The following is a 20,162-nucleotide window of genomic DNA, read 5'->3' as shown; positions in this document are numbered from 1 at the left end:
TTAATTTTGCAGGTATTTAGAATATAAATATAGCATGCAAAATTAGAATGATTGTAAAATGAAATTATATTATTTCAGTTTTTATATTTAATTTATGATTTTAAATTATTATCGGACTTTTCAAATAGTCTTCCATAAAGTTTTTGTTTATCATCATATTATACATATTAGTTGCAAAAATTTCCTTTTCGGCAATTTGTTTGATTGTTGAGTTTTTGTTTAGAGAGTTTATTTTTGCAAATTTATCTATGAAAAAAATATTTTTATCTTTCAAAACTTTTAAAATTTCAGTTCCGTTTTTCCCTATTCCCAAAATTCTTATATAATTTGCGTTTAAAGCCTCAAATATAAAATCTTTTTTAATATCAAGTATAATTTGAGTTATAAGTCTTGATATTCTCGATTTGGTATATCGTTTTGAAGATACGGATTCTATAAAGTCATATATGTTTTTATTACTAAGGTATTTCATAAATCTGTTTTCAAGTCCGTTTTCATAATCGACATAATTTTCGTAGTTAATCTTTTGACTGAGCACTAAGAATTTAAAGATTTCAAAATATCTGTCTTGAAAATTATAGGAGCTGTTTTTAATTTCATCAAATGACTTTTTAGGCACCAAGTTTTCAATTGAATTCAGATTTTTATTTTCAATCAGCTTTCTTATACTGCTTGCAGATGTAAAATTATCAATTATTAAATCTGAGTTATGACAAGTGTTTTTTCTTTGGATTACGGCAGGTTGAATATATGAATTTATATGTTTTAATGCTTTTAGATATTCTATGCCGAGTATGTTATTTGACTTTTTCAGTATTTCAATTTCCGTGTCGTCTAAAAAATCATAGGACAGTTCTCTTGCTTCAAGATATGATTTTCCGGCTGATAAATAGTTTTTTAATTTTTCTTCGGAGTTTTTTTTGTTGAGTTCTATCTTTTCATTTATTTTTAGAAGATTTTCCAAGCTGTCTTCAGCTCCAAAATATAAATAGTCTATTGAATCTAAGCTCTCAAGTATATTTATTGCACCTTTGGAAAAAATTTCAGCGTTTGATGTTGAAAATATAACGGGAAGTTCTAATACTAAATCTGCACCGTAAGTTAGGGCAATTTTTGTTCTGGCAAATTTATCTATTATCGCAGGAGTACCTCTTTGAGTAAATGATGAACTCATTATTATAACGGCATTTAGATTTTTTTCTTTTATTTTTTTCAGTTGGTATAGGTGTCCGTTATGAAACGGATTATATTCTGCTATTATAGCTGCGGTTTTCATAATAATTTCTCCAATATTTTATAATTCTAATAAATATGATATAATAAAATTAATAAAATTAAAAGTAGGAGGATCAAATGAAAATATTAGTTATTAACTGTGGTTCATCTTCACTAAAATATCAATTGATTGATATGGATGGAGAAAAGGTAATTGCAAAGGGACTTGTTGAAAGAATTGGTATAGAAGGCTCTCGTATAAAACACGAAACAATAGGAAAAGAAAAGAAAGTTATAGAAGAACCGTTAAAGGACCATAACGATGCACTTAAGTTAGTTATGAACTCAATAGTGGATCCTGAATTCGGTGCAATCAAATCTCTTGATGAAATAGGAGCGGTTGGACATAGAGTAGTTCACGGTGGAGAAGATTTTGCACAAAGTGTTGTAATAGATGATAATGTTATGGAAGCTATAAATAAAAATGTAGAAGTTGCTCCACTTCATAATCCGCCTAACATTATGGGTATTGAAGCGTGCAAGAGCTTGCTTCCTAATGTAAAGCAAGTTGCAGTATTTGATACGGCATTTCATCAAACAATGCCTCCTATAAATTATCTATATGCGATACCATATAAATTTTATGAAAAATACAAGATTAGAAGATATGGATTCCACGGAACATCTCATATGTATATAACAAATAGAACTGCTGAAATTTTAGGAAAAGATGTAAATGAAATAAATTTAATTACATGTCACCTTGGCAACGGTTCAAGTATTACTGCTGTTAAGAACGGTAAATCTTATGACACTTCAATGGGATTTACACCACTTGACGGACTTGCAATGGGAACTCGTTCGGGAATAATTGACCCGGCAATAGTACCTTATCTAATGGAAAAGGAACATTTAAGTGCTGAGCAAGTAAATAATATTTTAAATAAAGAATCAGGAGTTCTCGGAATAAGTGGAGTAAGTTCAGATTTCAGAGATATTGAGGATGCTTGCAGTGAGGGAAATGAAAGATCAAAGCTTGCACTTGACATTTTTGAAAACAATGTAAGAAAAATTATCGGTGCATATATGACTGAATTTAAAAGCTTAGATGAAATTGATGCAATAGTATTTACAGCAGGTCTCGGAGAAAATTCTAAAGAGACAAGAGCAAATATTATAAACGGATTATCAGCATTTGGACTTAAGATAGATGATGAAGCAAATAATATGAGAGGCGAAGAAAGAATTATATCAAGTCCTGAATCAAAAATTAAGGTATTGTCAATTCCTACAAATGAAGAATTGATGATAGCAAGAGATACTTTAAGGTTAGTAAAATAGTTTAAGACGTAAATAAAGGTGAAGAATTTTTTCTTCGTCTTTATTTATGCAATTGACAAATTTTAAATATTAATGTATAATAACTTGCACTGGTTTTTTAGAGGTGAAATATGAAGCTTAATATAAAAGATTTTCTGCAAAGCCCTGATAAAAAAATGGAATTTAGCGGTAAGCTTGAACATCAACAAAGTGATTATGACATTTCAAATTTAAATTTGATTTTTCCGATTGAATATAGTGGAACTATTTTTGATTTAGAAAGTGAATTATTACTTGATTTGTCAATAAATTATAAGTATAATACTCATTGTGATAGATGTTTAAAACCATTGGTCAAAGAGCAAGTTTCCAATTTGAAAGGATATTTTGTGAAAAATTCCGATATGGAATATGAAGACGGAGCGGATATTCAATATTTTGAGCTTTGTGATGGTGAAATTTTTTTAGATGATATAATAATATCACAGGTAATTACGTCCATGCCCTTTAAAAATTTATGTGATGAATTTTGTAAGGGACTATGTCCGAAATGTGGTAAGGACTTAAATGAAGGCCTATGTGGTTGTGAGAAAACTAAGGATGTAGACCTGAGATTTGAAAAACTGATGAATTTGTTTAATGATGAGGAGGTGTAACAATGGCTGTACCAAAGAGAAAAACTTCAAAGCAAAGAAGAAATAAAAGAAGAGCATCTTCTTATAGATTAAATAAAACTACTATCGTAGAATGCCCAAATTGCCATGAGGCTAAAATGCCACATAGAGTATGTCCAAGTTGCGGTTACTATGATGGAAAAGAAGTTGTTGCAATGGATTAATTAAACTTCCTACGGGAAGTTTTTTTAGTTTAAAAATAATTAAGAGCACATTTTATGATGTGCTTTATTTTATGCTTTTGGTTAAGGAATAATTATTAATGAAAAAAAGATGTATGTATGATAAAATAAAAAGTTGTAATAATATAATAAAATAAAAATCGAAAGGTGGTAGGGTAATGTCAGGACATTCTAAATGGAATAACATAAAAAATAAAAAGGGCAAAGAAGACGCAAGACGTGGAAGAATTTTTACAAAGCTTGGACGTTATATTATGGTTGCAGTAAAAGAGGGTGGACCTGATCCGGAATACAATCCATCTCTAAAGGTAGCAATAGATAAAGCTAAAGCTGAAAATATGCCGAATGACAATATAGAAAGAGCAATAAAAAAAGGCGCAGGTGCCGATGCCGATTCAAATTATGAAGAAATAACTTATGAGGGATACGGACCGAGCGGAATAGCTATTATGGTAAATTGTTTAACAGATAATAGAAATAGAACAGCTCCGGATATAAGACATGCTTTTGATAAGTATGGCGGAAATTTAGGACAACCGGGTTGTGTTTCATTTATGTTTGATAAAAAAGGACAGCTTGGAATAGAAAAGACTGACAGCATAGATGCAGATGAGTTGATGATGAGTGCGATAGAGCTTGGTGCGGATGATGTAATTGATAGAGAAGATGTATTTGAAATATTAACGGCTCCTGAGGAATATCATGTGGTTAGAAACGGACTTGAGGAAATGGGGTATGAGTTCATTCATTCTGATATAAGTTATATTCCTCAAAATTATACGGCTCTTGAAAGTGAAGATGACATAAAGAAAATGATAAAGCTAATTGACATTCTTGAAGATAATGACGATGTTCAAGAGGTATATACTAATTGGGATAGACCTGAAGAGGAAGAATAGTTGAAAATTTTAGCCATTATGGGAAGTTCAAGAAAAAATTCCAATACTGATAAATTTCTTGAACTGTTTGTAAAAAAGTTTAAATTGCAAGATGAAGATTTAGAAAAATATACTTTAAGAGACTTGAATTATGATGGATGTACTTCATGCTACGGCTGTGGGAGAGTTCCTAAGTGTGTAGTAAAAGATGATTTAACGGAAATATATTCTAAAATTGAAGAGGCGGACTTAATTATTGTGTCTACTCCGATTTATTTCAACTCGGTTTCATCATTGACAAAGCAGTTTATTGACAGAACACAGGTATATTGGTCGAGAAAATTTATATTAAAGCTTAGACCTATTAAAGAAAAATATGGAATTGCACTTATAAATGGGGGAGCATTTAATCAAGAAAATCAATTTTTAGGTTCGGAGCTTGTTTTTGATCATTTTTTTAAAGCTACAAGCTGCAAAAAGAATATGTTTGTAGAGGTCAGCAATACCGATAGATTTCCGATTAATGAAAATAACGATGAGTTTGTAAGTTTCTTAGATAGTATAAAATTAGATTTTAACGTAAGTAATGTTTATAGATTTGAAGGAGGTATAAATGAAAATTGAAATAAATAGAATGATAGATCACACATTATTAAAGCCGGAATCTACAAGAGAACAAGTTAAAAATTTGTGTGAAGAGGCATTAAAATACAATTTTAAATCTGTTTGTATAAATCCATATTGGGTTGAATATGCAAGTGAGATTTTAAAGGGAAGTGAAGTTGGAGTTTGTACAGTTATAGGATTCCCTTTAGGAGCAAATACAACGGAATTAAAGGCATTTGAAGCAAGAGAAGCCGTTAAAAACGGAGCAGCTGAAGTTGATATGGTTATAAATGTAGGACTGTTAAAAAGTGAAGAGTTTGATGCAGTTGAAAAAGATATAAAAGCAGTTGTGGATGCCGCTGATGGAAGGATAGTAAAAGTAATATTGGAAACATGTCTGTTATCAGATGAGGAAATAATTAAAGCTTGTAAACTTTCAATGAATGCAGGTGCTGATTTTGTAAAGACATCTACAGGATTTAGTTCTCATGGAGCAACAGCTCATCATGTAAAACTTATGAAGTCGGTAGTCGGAGATAATCTGGAAGTTAAAGCATCGGGAGGAATAAGAGATTTAAAGACATCACTTGAAATGATTGACTCGGGAGCTACAAGACTTGGTGTTAGTGCAGGAATAGCAATAGTTAAGGAGTATTTAGATGAAAATTAATCCTATTGCATTTACCATATTTAATATAGATGTAAGATGGTATGGTATATTAATTGCATTGGGAGCTTTTCTTGCGATATATTTTGATGATAAATTGTCAAAAAAAGAAAAAATGTATAATGGAGTTGTCACAGATTTTGCGGCTGTTGCTATGATTTTTGGAATAATTGGAGCAAGAGCATACTATGTGATATTTGAATGGGAATATTACAGTACTCATCCAAATGAAATATTTGCAATTAGAAATGGCGGACTTGCAATATATGGAGGAATACTCACAGGAATATTAGTCGGATATGTATTTAGTAAGTTTAAAAAAATTTCGTTTTTAAAATTTGCAGATGTAATTGTTCCGGGATTATCTCTTGCACAGGGAATAGGAAGATGGGGAAATTTTATAAACGAAGAGGCGCATGGAGGACCGACAAATCTTCCGTGGGGTATATTAGTTGACGGAGTAAAAGTTCACCCTACGTTTTTATACGAATCTATTTTGGATGTATTAATATTTATATTTTTGTATAAATATCTATTTGACAGAAAAAAATTTGACGGTCAAATTTTTATGACATATCTATGTTTCTATGGAATGGGAAGATTTTTTATAGAAGGGCTAAGAACGGACTCATTATATATAGGAGTATTTAGAGTTTCTCAGATTGTCAGTATAGTTATGGTTTTAATAGGAGCAGTTTATATTTTGTATAATAAAAAGAGAAGTAATTAACAGCTTCTCTTTTTATGTTTCGATTGGAATGAGTGATGATAAGAATAATTTTTTTAATATTTTTGATTTATATGTTTTATGAGGTTTCTGTATTTAAAACGAATAGATTAAAAATTAAGAGCGGTAAAGTCAGAGGTACTATAAGGATAGTTCAAATATCGGATTTTCATAATAATGTTTTTGTTAATTTAAATAGACTTAGAAGAGAAATAAATATTTATAATCCGGATTTTATTTTTTTGACAGGAGATATTGTGAGCAGAGGTACTTCAAAATATAGAAGAATAGATCTATTTTTAAGCATATTTAAAGATTATAAAACATATTTTGTAGATGGGAATCATGAAATTGATAATGAAAATAAAAAAATATATGAAATTTTAGACAGGTATGGAATAGTAAACTTAAGCGGAAAATGTGAAACTGTAAATATTTTAGACAATGACATAGCTATTTACGGTAATGGATTTGGAGTTGATAATGTAATAAATGAAAAATTAAATTTTAACAATTACAATATCTTATTATCGCATAGTCCCGAGAATTTTTTGAATAACCAAAAATTATATGATTTAGTTTTAAGCGGGCATAAGCATGGAGGACAAATCAGACTTCCGTTTTTAGGGCAAATTATAGATCATGGGCCTAAATTTTTTCCTAAATACAGCAAAGGACTTTATCAAATTGAGAATACAAATTTCTATATTGATTCAGGATTAGGACAGAGTATTTATATTAGATTTTTTAACAGAATTTCATATTCTCAAATAGAAATAGAAGATAATCCTTAATTTTAAGGATTATTTTTAATAGATTACAATATATTTACAACTTTGTAATTCTATTTACTTTAGTAAAAATTATTGTTAATATTTAATATAGTTTAGGAGGAGAAGATGAGAAGGGCATTTAAGTTTTCGCTATATTTTATAATTTTTATTCTACTGTCAATTTATATTTTGGGATTTTATGTTTTCAGCAAAGTTTTTTTACCGAATTCAAGAATTAACGGAAAAGATGTAAGTTTTACAAAACTGTCAGAATTTTATAATACTTATAACTCAAATTATGATAAATTTGAGTTAACTCTTATAGAAAGAGACGGCAGGGAGCAAATAAAGGTATCAGATTTTGATTATAAAGATAAATTAGAACCGGGACAATCTATAAACCAAAAATCGTTTTATTGGGCATTTTATTTTCTTATACCGAAGGATTATGAACTTAAACATAAGATAACCTATGATAGAGAAAAACTTGAAAAATGTATAAATAAATTAAAGCTTTCTACTGATGAAATGATTCAGCCTAAAGATGCTAAAATAATTTTTAAAAATAATAAATTTATAATAGAAAAAGAAGTTTTGGGAAATAGAATAAATAGAAAATTGCTTCTTAAAAAGATTTTAGATCATGTATATGATAAAAAAGAAATTATAAACTTGGAAGAAGAAAAGATTTATATATCTCCTAATTTGTATGCAAGTGATGTAAAGCTGAATAATTTGCTTGCTCAGATGAATAAACTGAATTCATTTGAAGTAACATATAATTTTGATGATAGAAAAGAAATATTGAAAAATGAAGAGCTTTTAAAGTTATATGTTGAAAATAAAGATGGTTTGCTTGTGCCTGATATAGATAAGGTAAAGAGCTATGTATATTTATTATCCAACAAGTACGATACTTTTAGAAAAGACAGAAATTTTTATGCTACAGGAATTGGAATGGTCAGAACAAGCGGAGGAATTTATGGTTGGAGTACAAATATAGATGAAACTACAAAACAACTTGTAAAGGCGCTTGAAGAAACAAAAACTGTAACACTTGAACCTGTATATAAGTTGACAGCACAATCCAGAAAGAAAAATGACCTCGGAAGTGCTTATATCGAAATAGACCTTGCAAGGCAGCATATGTGGCTGTATAAAGATGGAAAGCTCATCATGGAAACGGATATTGTATCAGGAAATCCGTCAACGGGAAATGCAACTCCTACCGGAGTCGGTAAGATATGGACTAGGGAAAAAGATAGATTTTTAACAGGGGATGATTATAAAAGTCATGTAAATTATTGGTTGCCGTTTAATTGGTCAGGTTGCGGTTTACATGACTCTGACTGGAGAAGTGAATATGGAAAGGATTTGTATATCACTAACGGTTCTCACGGCTGTATAAATACACCGCCTGATTTGATGCATCAACTTTTTGAAAATACTTTTGTTGGAATGCCTGTGGTTGTATATGATTCAAATACTCAAATTATTCCGATGAATTCAGTACAAAGCTGATGAGAGGAGAAGTTATGGAGCGAAATAGAGGATTTAGTGGAAGTACCTTGAAAATTATAGCTATACTTACTATGTTGATAGACCATATAGGAGCAGGTATAGTTGAAAAAATGTATCCCGTTAATTCTGTTAATCTTCCTGCGATGTGGATGAACAATGCGGGAAGAGTTGATATTATTTTAAGATTTATAGGGCGAATAGCATTTCCTCTGTTTTTATTTTTATTAATTGAAGGGTATACTCATACAAGAGATAAGAAAAAATATTTTATCAGGCTTTTGATTTTTGCATTTATATCTGAAATTCCATTTGATTTGGCTTTTAAAAATAAAGTTTTGGAATTTTGGGGACAAAATATATATTTTGAACTTTCTTTGATAGTTTTAATGTTATATTTAATGGAATATTTTGAAAATAATAAGCTATTGAAATTAAGCTTGTTTTTAATTACTTGTGTTGTCTCAACTCTTATAAGATCGGATTATGGTTTTTTTGGAATAGTGGCAGCTTTTATATTATATGAATTGAGAGAGAATAGAAAAAATCAGGTTCTTGGAATTATTCCGGCATTTCTATTCGAGATGCCTGCCATGACGGTTTATCTCAGTATGATTCCGATTTATTTTTATAATGGGAAAAGAGGATTAAAGATGAAATATTTTTTCTATATTTTTTATCCGCTCCATTTAATAATAATTTATTTAATTAGAATTAACATTTTTAAAGTATAGGGTTGTAAAACGTTTATTAATATGGTATACTTACTTCAGTAAATATCTTCAGGGCGAGGTGAAAATCCTTGACCGGTGGTAAAGCCCACGAGTCTTTATGGACTGAACTTGTGAAATTCAAGTGCCGACAGTATAGTCTGGATGAAAGAAGGTTGCGATTTATTTTGCAATTATGCCCCGAAGAAGGGGCTTTTTTTAATGCCCAAATAAATCTTTGGAGGGTTATTTATGAACAGTGTAAAAAGTAGCGGTAGAAGTAGAGTTAAGGCGATTAGCAGAATTGGAATGCTTGGTGCAGTTGCATTTGTACTTATGTATTTTCAAGTTCCGCTTGCATTTGTAGCACCAAGTTTTATGAAATTTGATTTTTCAGATTTGCCGATTTTAGTTGGAGCTTTCACAATGGGACCTGTAGCGGCAGTTGCTATTTCAGCTTTAAAGAATGTACTTCACATTTTGATTCAGGGAACACATACAGGAGGTATAGGACCTTTATCAAATTTTATAGTTGGAAGTATATTTGCAGTTACAGCAGGGGTTATATACAGAGGTAATAAGACCTTTAAAAATGCGATTATCGGGCTTACAGTCGGAGTATTGCTTATGACAGCAAGTGCTGTTGTGTCAAACTATTTCTTTATATTTCCGCTTTATGCAAAATTATTTATGCCTATGGAAGCGATAATAGGAGCAGGTTCTGCAATCACTCCTAAAATAAACAGTTTATGGACTATGATGATTTATTCTATTATTCCGTTTAATCTAATTAAGGGATTTGTAGTTTCCATTGTAACAATACTTGTCTATAAGAAGATAAGTCCGCTTTTAAAAGGTTAATTTAATTAAAAAAGTAATCCGATGCTCTGCATCGGATTTTTTTATATAATAAAATTTGAAATAAAAAAAGTGCTTTCGCACTAAGTTTTATGGTGGACCTGGGAGGACTCGAACCTCCGACCTCACGCTTATCAGGCGTGCGCTCTAACCACCTGAGCTACAAGTCCTAAAAGAACCTTGTATTATACAAGGTTTATTTGGCAGGGGTAGCAGGACTTGAACCCACGACACTTGGTTTTGGAGACCAATGTTCTACCACTGAACTATACCCCTAAATTACTATTCACAATAACAAGGTATAGTTTAACAAAAAATTTTAATAATTTCAAGCATTATTTTAATTTACTGTAATAAGTTCTTTAATTGCATTGAACTTTTTTTCTCCAAATCCGGAAACGCTCTTTATATCTTCTATATTTTTAAATTGATTTTTTGTTCTGTAATCAATTATTTTTTTAGCCGTTTTTTCTCCGACTCCGGGTAGAGATGTCAGCATCTGCATATCCGCCGTGTTAATGTTTATTTTTTTATTTTCCGAGATGTATTCGGAGTCAGTATTTTCACCGAATACCGGTATGTAAATTTTATCTTCATCATTTAATTTTTTTGCAAGGTTTATATTATCAATATCAGCATCATCATACATACCGCCTGCCGCATTAACGGCATCAATAACTCTTGAATTTGCAGGAAGATTTATAAGTCCCGGGTTTTTAACTCTGCCACAGACGTGAACATATATTGTCGTATTTTCATCTTGTGTTTTAATGTCTTGTGATAGAGTTAGTACTTCGTTTAGATTTTCAGAGCTATCTATATTTTCTGATTTGCTTTTTTCGTTGTCTATATATATTTTAGCAATAAAAATTAGGAGGATAACGAGTATAGAAGCAATCATTTTAATTTGATTTCTATTTAGATTATTCATTACAACCTCCGAGACAAAATTTACAATTTAGATATTAAGTGCTATTTCCATCATATTAGTGAATGATTTTTCTCTTTCTTCCGATGTTGTTTCTTTATGAGTAACAAGAGAATCTGAAACGGTTAGTATAGTCAGTGCTTTTGCACCGTGTCTTTGTGCATTTGCATAAAGAGCATAGCTTTCCATTTCAACTGCAAGAATATTCATTTTAGCCCAATTTTTCCATTCTTCAGGATTATCATGATAGAAGATATCTGAAGATAGTACATTTCCTACATGAGGAGTAATGCCAAGTTTTAAACTTGAATTGTATGCTTTTAATAAAAGATCAAAATCTGCGAGCGCACTATAGTTTCCGTTTAAATTATATCCGCTTTGATAATTTGAATTTGTAGATGCCCCTTGTGCAAGTACAATATCAAATAGTTCCAAGTCTTTACTGTAAGCTCCGCAAGAACCGACTCTGATTAAATTTTCAACTCCATAGAATTTAATGAGCTCATAAGAATAAATTCCTATTGACGGAATACCCATTCCGCTTCCCATGACAGAAACTTCCTTTCCATTGTAAGCTCCTGTATATCCAAGCATATTTCTAACATTAGTTACAAGTTTGGCATCTGTTAAAAAATTTTCTGCAATAAATTTTGCCCTTAACGGATCTCCTGGCATTAAAACTGTTTTAGCAAAAGCTCCATCTTTAGCATTTATATGTGGTGTCATAAAATCCCTCCTGAAAATATTGTATATTAAAAATTAAAGTCTTTCAAGACGGTTTATTGTATAATTTGTTGAGTAAGAGTTTTAGATAGATTTAATATATTTTCAAATAAAATATTGTTTAAATATAAAAGATAAACTCCTCTTGGAGCAGGAAATTCCGTTTTATTTTCTATATCGTAATAATCGCTTGAGAGAATATACTTACATTTTTTATCTTTGCTATAATAATCTTCTCGTATCTCAATGGTGTATGAAAAAATTTTGTTTCTTATTTCTAAATTTTTATTAAAAAGATTATAATTTAAGTTTTTATTGTAGCTTGTAGTTCCCTTTATGGTTAAAAAATTTTTATCAAAAAATATATCTTCAATTATAAATTTATGCTCATCTACATAAAAAATTGATTTATTTTCTATATAATTTATGATTTCAAGTGAATTTAAGAGGCATTCAACGTCGTCTTTGTTATGTTTTAAAATTGAATGGAGCAGCATTTCATTTTTGGTTTGCAAATAAGTTTTGTAGTTGTTACAAACTTCACCACCACTGATAAAGTCACTTCTATTTATGTTTAAAAATTCTTCTATATTCTTTTGTTTGTAGCTTTTTAAATTTAATATATGTTTAAATTTATTTACATAATTGTATAAATCAAAGCTGTTAATTGATAGAGGACTTAGATTATATTCTGTCAGTTTTGAGTTTATAAACGGAATATCAAATCTATTTCCGTTGTATGTGATGATATTTTTTCCATTTAAATTTAGAGATTTAAGTAAATTTAACTCTTCTTTTAAATTTTCTGCAAATAGCAGTTTTGTTTTAGTATTCTTTTCTATTTCTATTATTCCTATTAAAAAAATTGCATCGTATTTTCTTGACAGTCCTGTAGTTTCTATATCAAGTACAATACTATTTTTAAAATTTTTCAATATGTATTCATTTTTAATTTCTAAATCAAATAATAATTCTTTCATTTTTTTATTCACCACACTTTAAATTATCTTAATTGTACTCTATAATGTTTATATTGACAATAATTAGCTATTATAGTGAAATAAGGGTTAATTTTATTAAAGGAGATAGTATGATTTATTTAGATAATTGTGCAACTACAAAACCGAGGGAAGAAGTAGTTGAAGCTGTTGTTTCCGCACTTAAAGATGACTTTGCAAATCCGTCGTCACTGCACAGGTTTGGGCATGAAATAGAAAAAAAGATTGATGTTGCAAGAGAAAATCTTGCGAGGCTTGTAAATGTATCGCCGAGTGAAATATATTTTACATCCGGCGGAACTGAAAGTAATAATATTGCGTTGCATGGATTTATAAATAAAAATAAAAGACTTGGAAATAAGATAATAACAACAAAGATAGAACATGCATCTGTACTTGAACAACTTAGAAGTTATGTTGATAGGGGTTTTGAAGTAGTAGAGATAGGTGTAGATGAAAATGCAAATTTAGATTTAGACAGCTTGTACAGGGAAATAGATGACAATACGATAGTAGTTGGGTTATTTCATGTAAATAATGAAATTGGAACTGTAAATCCTATCGAAGAAATAGTCAAAAAAATTAAATCTATAAACAAAAATGTGCTTGTTCACATAGATGGGGTTCAAGCTATTGGAAAGATAGATGTGGATCTTAGAAAAATAGGTTGTGATTCGTATTCTATGAGCGGTCATAAAATTTATGGTCCTAAGGGAATAGGAGCACTATATTTAAAATCAAATATAAAGATAAATTCTCTTGTAATTGGGGGAGGACAGGAAAGCGGACTCAGATCCGGAACTGAAAATGTACCGGGGATACTTGGGTTCGGGATTGCGGCTAAGATTATAAAAGAAAATTTCTCTAAGGAGCACAATCATGCTGTAGAAATAAAAAAATATTTGATAAATTCATTAAATACCATAGATGATATAAAAATTAACACTCCTGAAAATTCATCACCATATATAGTTTCGGTGTCGATTAAAGATACAAGAGCGGAAGTGTTGTTGCATTATTTAGAACAGGATGAAATATATGTATCAACCGCATCCGCCTGCACATCGAATGGAACACATAAGAGTCATGTGCTTGAGGCAATGGGAATTAAGAGAGAATATGCTGAAGGAACAATCAGAATATGCAGTTCAAAAGATATAACAATTGAAGATATAGATTTATTTATAGACAGATTGAAATTTTATGTTAATGAAATTAGAAGTATAATGAAAAGGTGATTAAGTGGATAGAGTTATAAGTATAAGCCTTGGCGAAGTAATGCTGAAAGGGAAAAACAGAAAAAATTTTATAGACAAAATAGTAGGACAAGTAAAAAGAGCAATAGCAGATATAGGTTATGAAAAAATATTTAATGATATGGGGAAAATTTATATACTTGCAGATTATGAATCTTTTGAAAGTATAATAAAAAGAGTTCAGCATGTGTTTGGAATAGTATATATAAGTCCTTGTATAAGAATAAAGAGAAATTCGGATGAATTTGAGAAAGCTGTGCTTGAAGTTGTAAAAGAAGCTATGGAGAAAAATTCAGATATCAAAACTTTTAAGGCACATACAAAAAGGGCGGATAAAAATTATGAATTAAAATCAATGGATGTAAATAATAAAATTGGGGGAATAGTACTTAAAAATACAGAGCTTAAAGTAGATGTTCACAATCCTGATTTATATGTATACTGCGATGTAAAAGAAGATATATATTTTTATACTCAAAGATACAAGGCGCACGGAGGACTTCCGATTGGAACAAACGGCAGAGGGCTGTTGTTATTATCGGGAGGAATAGATTCACCGGTTGCAGGTTTTTTAATGGCAAAAAGAGGAGTACAAATAGATGCTCTTCATTTTCACTCATATCCTTTTACATCGGATAGGGCTGAAGAAAAGGTTCATAACCTTGCGAAGATTTTATCGGCATATACGGGAAATCTTACAATATATTCAGTAAATTTGCTTCCGATTCAAAAGGAAATAAATAAAAATTGTCCGGAAGATGAAATGACTATAATATCAAGAAGATTTATGATGAGGATTGCAGAGAAGATTTCTGATAAAAATGGGTATAATTCGATAATAACAGGTGAAAATTTAGGACAGGTTGCATCTCAGACAATAGACGGGTTAAACGTAACAAATAGGATAACGGATAGACTTATATTTAGACCTTTGATAGGTTTAGATAAGGTTGATATTATGGATATAGCTAAAAAAATAGGAACATACGAGACATCAATACTTCCATTTGAAGATTGCTGTACAGTATTCTTACCGAAACATCCTTCATTAAAACCGAGATTATCCGATATTGAAAAGTCTGAAGAACCGCTTAATGTAGAAGAACTTGTTAATAATGCAATTTCTGAAATGAAAATTGTAAAGATTAAGCAGGAGGCATAAAATGAAGAAAATTATAGTTTTTATTTTAGCAGTAGTTGTAATTGTTGGAGGATTGTTAGTTCCGAAGTACAATAAACTTGTAACACTTGATAATGAAGTTGATGCAGCATATTCACAAGTTCAAGTGGTAATAAAAAGGCGTGCTGATTTAATTCCGAACTTAGTCGAAACTGTTAAAGGATATGCGTCTCATGAAGAAGAAACATTCCTTAAAGTAGTAGAGGCGAGAAATAAAGTTCAAAATGCACAAAATCCCGAAGAACTTTCTAAAGCGGATAATGAACTAACAAGTGCAATATCAAAATTAAATGTAGTAGTTGAAAACTATCCGGAGCTTAAAGCAAATCAAAATTTCTTGGATTTACAAGCTCAATTAGAGGGAACAGAAAATAGAATAGCTACAGAGAGAGGAAGATATAACGAAACCGTTAAGGAGTACAACGAAGTTGTGAGATCTTTTCCGATGAATTTATTTGCAAAAGCTTTTGGATTTGAAAAAAAGGGATATTTTGAGGCTAATCCGGAAGATCAACAAGCACCGGATGTTAAATTTTAGAGGATAAGACCATGAAAAACATTAGGAGATTTATATTTTTAACAGTTTGTTTGCTTTTATTTTCGACAAATGTATTTGCCGCAGCATCATTAGATAAAATATTGGTATCTCCATCAGCTGCAAGAGGTTGTGTATATGATGAGGTTAATATTTTAAGTGATGAAAATATAGAATATATAAACAACACCAATAGTGATTTGCAGAATAAGACAAAGGGACAAATTGCAGTTGTAATAATAAATTCTCTTGAAAATTATGATATTGAGCAGTATGCTACAAAGTTGTTTGAAAAATGGAAAATAGGTGATGAAAAACAAGACAATGGAGTTTTGATTTTATTTGCCATTGATGACAGAAAAATGAGGATTGAAACGGGATACGGAGCTGAAGGATTTATACCGGATGCTTATGCATCAAGAACAATAAGAAATATGGCGGAAATTTTCAAAAGAAACAGTGATGAATCTGACAAATCCAAAATGTATCAAGATGGAATAATGGAAGGTTATAATGAAATACTGTCACATTATGCAAAAGAGTATGGAGTTGAAATTGAAAATATAAAACAACCGATGTATGGTGAATACTTGGAATATTCTGAATATAAAAATGAAGATGAATTAACATTCAGCGAGGATATGATTATATTTGTAATTATTATATTGATAGTAATTACATCAAATATGATTAAACCTCGAAAAAAAGGAAAGCGACGCAGATATCATGGCCATGATTTTTTTGGTGGAGGTTCGTTTAGAGGCTCATCAGGCGGCGGTTCATTTGGTGGCGGTTTTTCAGGTAGAGGCGGTTCATCCGGCGGTGGCGGTGCCAGCGGAGGTTGGTAAGAATATAGAGGATAGGATTAAATATTTGAACCTATCCTTTTGTATTATTTTTATAAGTTCATTTAGATTTTTAATGATTTTCAGTGGAAGTATTTCAAAAAAATTTGAGCTTATTTCAGCACACATATTATCCTGCTTTTAAATATTATGTAAACAATCAGCTTGTTATTTTATATATGTTAAGTTATAATATTAAGCGTAGATTAAGTGTTTCTTAAAGAGTGAAGGGTATTACTATTTGTTGAAAAGAATAATTTTGAGATCACTGATATTTCAGTGATTTTTTTATGGAGGAATAATGTATTCAGTTGCAATAGACGGTCCTGCGGGCAGCGGGAAAAGTACAGTAGCAAAAATGTTGGCAAAGGAGCTTGACATTTCGTATATAGATACGGGAGCTATGTATAGAGCAATAGCATATAAGGCGAAAAAAAATTCGGCAATAACTGAAGAAGACATAAAAAAACTTCTTATAGAGACGGATATTGATTATAAAGATGGAAAGATTTATCTTGATGGAGATGATATCTCTGAAAATATAAGAACTGAAGAAATTTCTAAAATGGCATCCGATATTTCTAAGTATAAATTTGTGAGAGAATTTTTAGTTTTTATACAGCAAAAAATTGCAAAGAAAATTTCTGTCGTAATGGAGGGCAGAGATATAGGTACTGTTGTCCTTAAAGATGCAAAGTATAAGTTTTTTTTAACAGCAACGGTTGATATCAGGGCAAAAAGAAGATATGAACAGCTTTTAAAAAAGGGAGAAATTGCGGATTTTGAAATGATAAGAGAAGATTTAATTAATAGGGATTATAATGATTCTCACAGAGAAAATTCACCGCTAAAAAAAGCTGATGATGCGTATTTGGTAGATAATAGCAATTTGGATTTAAGGCAGACACTTGATTATATGTTAGATATTATAAGGGGTAAAAATGTTTTATAGGATAATCAGATTTATTTTATTCGTTTTTTTTAAAATCTTTTTTGGATTTGAGGTAATAGGGATTGAAAATTTGCCTGAAGATAGACCTCTTTTGATATGTCCCAATCATAAGAGTAATTGGGACCCTGCTTTTATAGATGCTTGTTTAAAACATAAGATATACTGGATGGCAAAAAAAGAGCTTTGGAGAAATAAGCTTGTAGGAAAGTTTATAGAGGCAATGGGAGCTTTTCCGGTTGATAGACAGACAGCAGATGTAAAATCTGTAAAAAATGCGCTCAGAATTTTAAAAAATGGTGAGATTGTCGGAATATTTCCTGAGGGAACAAGAGTAAGAAAAATAGATTATTCAATGGCAAAGCCAGGCGTTGCTATGATAGCGCATAGGGCAAGAACATTAATCGTTCCGATGTATATTGATGGAAATTATAAGCTGTTTAAAAAAATGAAACTTGTTATAAAAGAGCCAATTGATATAAGAGATTTGGAAAAACAAAATATAGAGCAATATGAGAGTATAGCTTCTGATATATTGAAAACCATTTACAATGGAGTTGATGGAAATTAAAGTAACAGTTGCAAAAAATGCAGGGTTTTGCGGCGGAGTAAAAAGAGCTGTAAAGCTTGCTATAGATAATGCTGATGAGGGAGTATATTCTTTAGGAGAATTAGTTCACAACAGAAGAGTAGTAGACGATTTACGCAAGCTTGGGGTTAAGCAGATAGATAATGTGGATGGAATTAAAAATTCAAAAGTTATAATAAGGTCTCACGGTGTTCATAAGTCGGTAATAGATAAACTGAAAAATTCAAATAATGAGATAGTTGACTGTGTTTGTAAAAAGGTATCTATGATTTATGATATAGTAAATGAGAATTATAACAAAGGGTATAATATAGTTATATTCGGAATGAAGGAACATCCTGAAATTATAGGGATAAATTCATATTGTAATGATAGTGCAACTATAATAGAAAATGAAACTGATATTGAAAAAATTCCCGATGGAAAACTTTGTGTAGTATCGCAAACTACAAACAATGAAGAAAGATATAAAAAATTAATAAATCTTATAAAAGATATTTCAAAAGATGAAGTTTTAGTTTATAATACTATATGTAGTGCAACTAAAAATAGGCAACAGAGTGTATTGGAATTATCAAAAGAAGTAGAAGCTATGATTGTACTTGGAGGAAAAAACAGTTCCAATACTAAAAAACTTGCTGATGTTGCAAAGCTACACTGTAAAAATGTATATTTATTAGAGTCGATAGAGGACCTTGAATATAGTAAATTTAAAAAATTTAATAAAATAGGTATTGCCGCGGGTGCATCCACACCTGATTCGGTGATCAAGGAGGCTGTTAGTAGTATGGAAAATTTTGACAACAATGAAATGATGGAAGCGATTGAAAACTCTTTTAAGAAAATTAGAAGAGGAGAGGTAGTTGAAGGTGAAGTACTTTTCGTAAACGAAAATGAGGTTATGGTTAATATCGGATACAGATCCGATGGAATAATTTCAAGAGAAGAACTTTCAAACGACCCTGAAGTTAAACCATCAGACTTATTTAAACCGGGAGATAAAATCCAAGTTTATGTATTAAAGATTGATGATGGCGATGGCAATGTTGTACTTTCATCTAAGAGAGTGGAAAACATTAAGGTATGGGACGAAGTTGAAGAAAAATTCAACAACAAGGAAAGAGTAACTGCAAAAGTTAAATCAGTTGTAAAGGGCGGTTTAACTGCTGAATTTAATGGAGTAAATGCATTTATTCCTGCATCACATGCATCAGTTAGGTTCCAAAGAGATTTGTCAAAATATGTTGGTCAAGAATTCGTATGTGATATTATAGATTTTGATAAATCAAAGAGAAAAGTCGTTTTATCAAGAAAGAATGTAGAAGCTGAAGAATTAGAAGCAAAGAGAAAATCAGTTTATGAATCTTTACAAGAAGGCGATGTAATAGAAGGAACAGTTCAAAGACTTACAAATTTCGGCGCATTTATAGATTTAGGCGGAGTAGACGGACTAATTCACATTTCAGAATTATCTTGGAACAGAGTAAAACATCCTGCTGATGTAGTAGCACCCGGACAAAAAGTAGAAGTTCAAGTTTTAACAGTAGATGAAGAAAAGAATAGGATTGCTCTTGGCTTAAAACAAACTACTAAAAAACCATGGGATATTTTTGTAAGTACAACACAAGTTGGAGATGTAGTTGAAGGTAAAGTAGTAAACCTACTTGAATTCGGTGCATTTATAAGACTTGAATCAGGAGTAGATGGACTTCTACATGTTTCTCAAATATCTAAAGAACATGTTGAAAAGCCTGCTGATAAACTTACTATGGGCGAAGAAGTTACAGTTAAAATTACTGACATTGATGAAGAAAACAAAAAGATTTCTCTATCAATGAAAGCATTGATTGAAGATGAAGAGCCTGAAGAAGTAGTTGAAGAAGTTGTTTCTGAAGAACCTGTTGTTGAAAAAGTTGAAGAAGAAGTAGTTGAAGAAAAAGTTGAAGCTCCAAAACAAGAAGAATTTAATACAACTATCGGAGATCTTTTCGGAAATATTAATTTAGAAAATTAATGAATTTAAAATCGCAA

Annotated in this window: 22 protein-coding genes, 2 tRNA genes and 1 riboswitch; of the genes, 18 read left to right on the top strand and 6 right to left on the bottom strand. The window is 30.7% G+C overall.

Annotated features, from left to right (window positions below):
• Window positions 1–100: 100 nt before the first annotated feature.
• Window positions 101–1,276, bottom strand: a complete 1,176-nt coding sequence (locus HMPREF0629_RS06515; protein ID WP_039856737.1) for a nucleotidyltransferase family protein — start codon at window positions 1,274–1,276, stop codon at window positions 101–103.
• 77 nt (window positions 1,277–1,353) lie between these two features.
• Here HMPREF0629_RS06515 and HMPREF0629_RS06510 point away from each other — a divergent pair, with 77 nt between their 5' ends.
• From HMPREF0629_RS06510 to HMPREF0629_RS06455, 11 genes are all read left to right on the top strand, one after another.
• Window positions 1,354–2,556: an acetate kinase gene (locus HMPREF0629_RS06510; RefSeq protein WP_009222541.1), complete on the top strand. Its 1,203-nt coding sequence runs from the start codon at window positions 1,354–1,356 to the stop codon at window positions 2,554–2,556.
• Window positions 2,557–2,666: 110 nt separating this feature from the next.
• Window positions 2,667–3,191: a DUF177 domain-containing protein gene (locus tag HMPREF0629_RS06505; RefSeq protein ID WP_009222540.1), complete on the top strand. Its 525-nt coding sequence runs from the start codon at window positions 2,667–2,669 to the stop codon at window positions 3,189–3,191.
• 2 nt (window positions 3,192–3,193) lie between these two features.
• Window positions 3,194–3,373 (top strand): 50S ribosomal protein L32, encoded by a 180-nt coding sequence (rpmF, locus tag HMPREF0629_RS06500; RefSeq protein WP_009222539.1) that lies wholly within the window; start codon window positions 3,194–3,196, stop codon window positions 3,371–3,373.
• Between the two features lie 176 nt (window positions 3,374–3,549).
• Window positions 3,550–4,290, top strand: coding sequence for a YebC/PmpR family DNA-binding transcriptional regulator (locus HMPREF0629_RS06495; RefSeq protein ID WP_009222538.1), 741 nt, complete (start codon window positions 3,550–3,552; stop codon window positions 4,288–4,290).
• Window positions 4,291–4,893, top strand: coding sequence for a flavodoxin family protein (locus tag HMPREF0629_RS06490; protein WP_050748000.1), 603 nt, complete (start codon window positions 4,291–4,293; stop codon window positions 4,891–4,893).
• Window positions 4,889–5,545: a deoxyribose-phosphate aldolase gene (gene deoC / locus HMPREF0629_RS06485; protein ID WP_039856894.1), complete on the top strand. Its 657-nt coding sequence runs from the start codon at window positions 4,889–4,891 to the stop codon at window positions 5,543–5,545. Before HMPREF0629_RS06490 ends, deoC begins: the two co-directional genes overlap by 5 nt.
• Window positions 5,535–6,272, top strand: a complete 738-nt coding sequence (gene lgt, locus HMPREF0629_RS06480; RefSeq protein ID WP_009222535.1) for a prolipoprotein diacylglyceryl transferase — start codon at window positions 5,535–5,537, stop codon at window positions 6,270–6,272. Before deoC ends, lgt begins: the two co-directional genes overlap by 11 nt.
• A 71-nt stretch (window positions 6,273–6,343) precedes the next feature.
• Window positions 6,344–7,063 carry a metallophosphoesterase gene (locus tag HMPREF0629_RS06475; RefSeq protein ID WP_218015363.1) on the top strand — a complete coding sequence of 240 codons (720 nt, stop codon included), beginning with the start codon at window positions 6,344–6,346 and terminating at the stop codon, window positions 7,061–7,063.
• 105 nt (window positions 7,064–7,168) lie between these two features.
• Window positions 7,169–8,563: a L,D-transpeptidase family protein gene (locus tag HMPREF0629_RS06470; RefSeq protein ID WP_009222533.1), complete on the top strand. Its 1,395-nt coding sequence runs from the start codon at window positions 7,169–7,171 to the stop codon at window positions 8,561–8,563.
• A 14-nt stretch (window positions 8,564–8,577) separates the two neighbouring features.
• Window positions 8,578–9,294 (top strand): TraX family protein, encoded by a 717-nt coding sequence (locus HMPREF0629_RS06465; protein WP_039856734.1) that lies wholly within the window; start codon window positions 8,578–8,580, stop codon window positions 9,292–9,294.
• 40 nt (window positions 9,295–9,334) lie between these two features.
• Window positions 9,335–9,451, top strand: a riboswitch (FMN riboswitch).
• A gap of 71 nt (window positions 9,452–9,522) precedes the next feature.
• A complete protein-coding gene (locus tag HMPREF0629_RS06455) occupies window positions 9,523–10,131 on the top strand; it encodes an ECF transporter S component (RefSeq protein ID WP_009222531.1) in 609 nt (202 codons plus the stop codon).
• Window positions 10,132–10,221: 90 nt separating this feature from the next.
• Here HMPREF0629_RS06455 and HMPREF0629_RS06450 read toward each other — a convergent pair.
• The 5 genes from HMPREF0629_RS06450 to HMPREF0629_RS06430 all read right to left on the bottom strand — a co-directional run bounded on the left by HMPREF0629_RS06450 (window position 10,222) and on the right by HMPREF0629_RS06430 (window position 12,759).
• A tRNA-Ile gene (locus HMPREF0629_RS06450) sits at window positions 10,222–10,298 on the bottom strand.
• 31 nt (window positions 10,299–10,329) lie between these two features.
• Window positions 10,330–10,404 (bottom strand) — tRNA-Trp (locus HMPREF0629_RS06445).
• Window positions 10,405–10,468: 64 nt separating this feature from the next.
• On the bottom strand, window positions 10,469–11,059 hold the full coding sequence (locus tag HMPREF0629_RS06440) for a helix-hairpin-helix domain-containing protein (protein ID WP_009222530.1): 591 nt from the start codon (window positions 11,057–11,059) through the stop codon (window positions 10,469–10,471).
• Window positions 11,060–11,086: 27 nt separating this feature from the next.
• On the bottom strand, window positions 11,087–11,782 hold the full coding sequence (deoD, locus tag HMPREF0629_RS06435; RefSeq protein WP_009222529.1) for a purine-nucleoside phosphorylase: 696 nt from the start codon (window positions 11,780–11,782) through the stop codon (window positions 11,087–11,089).
• Between the two features lie 53 nt (window positions 11,783–11,835).
• On the bottom strand, window positions 11,836–12,759 hold the full coding sequence (locus HMPREF0629_RS06430) for a ribonuclease H-like domain-containing protein (RefSeq protein ID WP_039856731.1): 924 nt from the start codon (window positions 12,757–12,759) through the stop codon (window positions 11,836–11,838).
• A gap of 110 nt (window positions 12,760–12,869) precedes the next feature.
• Here HMPREF0629_RS06430 and HMPREF0629_RS06425 point away from each other — a divergent pair, with 110 nt between their 5' ends.
• From HMPREF0629_RS06425 to HMPREF0629_RS06395, 7 genes are all read left to right on the top strand, one after another.
• The gene (locus HMPREF0629_RS06425) at window positions 12,870–14,015 is read left to right on the top strand and encodes a cysteine desulfurase family protein (RefSeq protein WP_009222527.1); all 1,146 of its coding nucleotides are present in this window, start codon (window positions 12,870–12,872) and stop codon (window positions 14,013–14,015) included.
• A 4-nt stretch (window positions 14,016–14,019) separates the two neighbouring features.
• A complete protein-coding gene (thiI, locus tag HMPREF0629_RS06420; protein WP_009222526.1) occupies window positions 14,020–15,195 on the top strand; it encodes a tRNA uracil 4-sulfurtransferase ThiI in 1,176 nt (391 codons plus the stop codon).
• Window position 15,196: 1 nt separating this feature from the next.
• Window positions 15,197–15,751: a LemA family protein gene (locus HMPREF0629_RS06415; protein WP_009222525.1), complete on the top strand. Its 555-nt coding sequence runs from the start codon at window positions 15,197–15,199 to the stop codon at window positions 15,749–15,751.
• A gap of 11 nt (window positions 15,752–15,762) precedes the next feature.
• Entirely contained in the window at window positions 15,763–16,596 is an 834-nt protein-coding gene (locus HMPREF0629_RS06410; protein WP_039856729.1) for a YgcG family protein, read from the top strand.
• A 298-nt stretch (window positions 16,597–16,894) separates the two neighbouring features.
• Complete coding sequence (gene cmk / locus HMPREF0629_RS06405) at window positions 16,895–17,545, top strand: (d)CMP kinase (RefSeq protein ID WP_009222523.1); 651 nt, start codon at window positions 16,895–16,897, stop codon at window positions 17,543–17,545.
• Window positions 17,535–18,113 (top strand): 1-acyl-sn-glycerol-3-phosphate acyltransferase, encoded by a 579-nt coding sequence (locus HMPREF0629_RS06400; protein ID WP_009222522.1) that lies wholly within the window; start codon window positions 17,535–17,537, stop codon window positions 18,111–18,113. The genes cmk and HMPREF0629_RS06400 overlap by 11 nt, the downstream gene beginning before the upstream one ends.
• Window positions 18,094–20,145 (top strand): bifunctional 4-hydroxy-3-methylbut-2-enyl diphosphate reductase/30S ribosomal protein S1, encoded by a 2,052-nt coding sequence (locus HMPREF0629_RS06395; protein WP_255263834.1) that lies wholly within the window; start codon window positions 18,094–18,096, stop codon window positions 20,143–20,145. The genes HMPREF0629_RS06400 and HMPREF0629_RS06395 overlap by 20 nt, the downstream gene beginning before the upstream one ends.
• Window positions 20,146–20,162 lie beyond the last annotated feature (17 nt).

It is taken from the genome of Peptoniphilus sp. oral taxon 386 str. F0131, from assembly GCF_000090945.1.
Classification (GTDB): Bacteria; Bacillota; Clostridia; order Tissierellales; family Peptoniphilaceae; genus Anaerosphaera; species Anaerosphaera mikwangii.
This window is presented reverse-complemented; position numbering and strand designations above follow the sequence as displayed.